This window comes from Deltaproteobacteria bacterium (genome assembly GCA_016208165.1).
Classification (GTDB): Bacteria; Desulfobacterota; Desulfarculia; order JACQYL01; family JACQYL01; genus JACQYL01.
This window is the reverse complement of sequence record JACQYL010000042.1, coordinates 1-3,243: the sequence shown is the minus strand read 5'-3', so window position 1 is coordinate 3,243 and position 3,243 is coordinate 1. Positions and strand designations below refer to the sequence as shown.

3 protein-coding genes are annotated in these 3,243 nt (G+C 56.1%); all 3 read right to left on the bottom strand.

The annotated features are described in order from the left end of the window. Nucleotides 1–442 precede the first annotated feature (442 nt). Entirely contained in the window at nt 443–790 is a 348-nt protein-coding gene (locus HY788_08970) for a Lin0512 family protein (protein MBI4774296.1), read from the bottom strand. A 71-nt stretch (nt 791–861) separates the two neighbouring features. Then, complete coding sequence (locus HY788_08965) at nt 862–2,058, bottom strand: CoA transferase (protein ID MBI4774295.1); 1,197 nt, start codon at nt 2,056–2,058, stop codon at nt 862–864. Nucleotides 2,059–2,215: 157 nt separating this feature from the next. Next, nucleotides 2,216–3,243 (bottom strand): aldehyde dehydrogenase family protein (locus HY788_08960; protein ID MBI4774294.1); only part of this gene is annotated, 1,028 nt, incomplete at its 5' end.

The window sequence follows — 3,243 nt, the reverse complement described above, 5'->3', positions numbered from 1 at the left end:
TCATGTGACTCTCGTAACCCTTGCTTATGCGTTCCTGCAGACGGAACGAGCACGCATTAAAAAAAACTTCTGGTGTAACCTTGCCCCAGACGAGGAGGTCCCTTCAGGCCGCGTTGATTAGAATGGGTGGGCGTTGCCCATGGTGTCACACCACCTTCCCACCCATAAATGATTCGTCATGAACTTAACCTAGTATTACTAACCCCGTTATGAGGGAGAAAAGGTCAAAGTGAGGCGCTTATACGGACGAACCCCGCCCATCTGTAATTCTTGACGCGCTGTTATCGCCACCTGGTATCGAGGAACCATTTCCCTCCATGTCCTGATCTCCTGCCAACAAGACGGCCTGACGAGACAAATGTTCTCGTGAGCAAAGCGCGGTTTCGGGCCATTGCTCTCGCTGAGACCGGGATACGGATTTCTTTCAGGGAAAGGCTTCCGGCTAGGGAACCTTGACCGTTATGGCGGCCACGGCCACCATGACCTGGTCTCTTGATTTATCCTTTCTCAGGCTACCCTCCTCGAGCAGGCCGCCCTCGACCACTTCGATTTCCCGCTCTCCGTAAGGGATCTGTTTCAGTATTTCCTCTTTATCCACTTTATCCGGAAACGGAACGGCGATTTTCACTTTTACATGCATGTCTTTGATATTGGTGAGGAGATCACATTCAAACAGCCCCACCATGGAACAGCGGTACATGGCGTCTTTGACGGCGCGCACCGCACATTTGGTCGGATCCGGCTTGTGCAGGTCCGACCCCATTCCCAGTTCGATCAGGTAGTTACGCATGTTTGCTCCTTGCCGGTTTTTCCGTCGGGTCTATTTACAGAACTACATCCGGCTTCGGCCGGTACGCTCCGTCAGATCACACCCTGCCGACGCAATTCATCCATGTCCTCATCGGACAGCCCCAAAAGGCCCCCAAGAATCTCGCGCGTGTGCTCGCCAAAATCCGGGGAACATGCAATGCCCGCCTCTTCATCCAGGAATTTAACCGGGCAGCCCATCACCTGCACCCGTCCCCACTGAGGATGCTCGATTTCCACCAGCATGGACCGCTCCCTGACATGTGAATTGAGTGCGATCTCGTCGGAATCCAAGACGGCGCCGCAAGGCACGCCTTCTTTGGCCAAACGTTCCATGATTTCGAATTTGCCCCGCTCCGTGGTCCACCTGGTAATGAGAGCATCCAGAAATTTACGTTCGCGCACTCGATCTTCTATGGTGTTCAGACTCTTTTCCTCGAGGGCGGTTTCGCCGCCTACAACGCCCATCAGCCTTTCAAAGCGGCGCTGCGGAATCACGCAAATGGCCACGTAGCCGTCCCGACTAGGGTAGATGTCCCACGGAACCACGTCCTTCAAACTGTTTCCCACCCTGGGCGCTTTGCTGCCGTAAGCAATGTGGGTGCCGAGAAGGGAACGTCCCAGATTGATGGCGGAATCCTGTAAAGAAACTTCCACATGGGCTCCCTTCCCCGTTTTCACCTTCCGATACAAGGCCGACAGTACGCCGATCGCGAGATTGGTTCCTCCGGCGCTGTCTGCAACCGTGGCCCCGCATCTGAGGGGCTCTTTTCCCTCCCGACCGGTAAGACTCATAATACCACCCATGGCCTGAGCCGTCATGTCCAGACTGGGATAGCCGGCGCAAGCACCATAGGATCCGTAGCCGCTGACAGTGGCGATGACGATCCCGGGGTTGCACTGTCTAAGGCGGTCGTAAGACAAATTCAGTTCAGAAAGCTTTTCCCCGCCCAGGCTTTCCACCAGCACATCGGCGTGCTGGAGCATGCGCTCGAAAAGGCTCCGGCCGTTTTCCGACTTCAGTTCCAGAGTAACGCTTTTCTTGTTCAGGTTAAGCAGGACAAAATAGAGATCGTCCCTGTCGCCACGATCATGGAACATTCTTCGATGGCTTTTCCCCTCCCCGGGACTCTCGATCTTGATCACTTCGGCGCCCAAAAACGCCAGCATCAGGGTACAGGTCGGCCCGGCTTCATAGCGTGTCAGGTCGAGTACTCGAACACCGGACAGCGGCATTTCCTTTGATGGCATGGGATCCTCAGCAAACGGCAAGTAACAACTTGAGAAAGAAACATCGTGCAAAGACGCTTTCGGCAACCTGCGAGGCCGGATCCGTCCCTCGAGAGGACCCGGCCCGGAATCCGCCCAAGGGGGTTACTCTATCCCCGTACATACATACATCGCGGATTCACTCGATCTCCTCCGCCGAAAGGGGGGCAAAGCCATGGCGCGTCACGTTTTCGCTTACCGAGATCGGTATCATGAACTGGTTGAGGTAATGGGCCCCACCGGCCTTTGACCCTATACCGGACAGCTTGTATCCCCCAAAGGGCTGCCGTTCCACCACAGCCCCGGTGATCTTGGTATTGATGTACCGATTTCCGGCTTCCACTTCGCGTCGGAATTGCCTGATGTGAGAAGGGGTTCGGGAATAGAGCCCTGCCGTGAGAGCATATTCCGTTTCGTTGGCAATGGCGATGGCTTCATCGAAATCCTTCGCCCGCAGGATGGAAAGCACCGGACCGAAAATCTCTTCCCGGGCGATTCGGGCCGCGGGGGGGACGTCGTAAAAGACCACGGGTCCCATGAAGTTGCCGGCTAGCTCCGGAGCCGGAGCCTCGAGGGCTAATTTGGCCTCACGTTTTCCCAAATCGACATACGCTTGAACACTGCGCAACTGGCCTTCGCTGATCAGGGGACCGATGGTGGTGGCCGGATCTTCCGCGGGACCTACAGCGAGGCTCCTTGCTCTTTCCACGATCCGTTCGAGCATCTGATCGTATATGGTATCCAGCAGGATCACACGGGACGCCGCCGAACATTTCTGGCCGGAATAACCGAAGGCGGACTGGGTGATGCCGATGACGGCTTGATCCGGGTCTCCGCTTTCGTCCAAAATGATGGCGTTTTTGCCTCCCAGCTCGGCGATGACTCTCCTTATGATTCGCTGACCAGGATACACGTGTGAGCCTTTTCGAATCAGCCCCAGCCCAACTTCTTTGGACCCGGTAAACACCACGAGCGCCACTTTTGGGTGCTTCAACAGCGCGTCACCGAGTTTCTCGCCCGTTCCCGGCAGTATATTCAGGACACCGTCGGGCAATCCGCTTTCCCGAAAAAACCGGCTTAAGACGCACGCCATGACGGGCGTCTGGCTCGAGGGCTTGAGAACCACGGTGTTACCGGCGACAATGGCGGCGCTCGTCATGCCTGTGG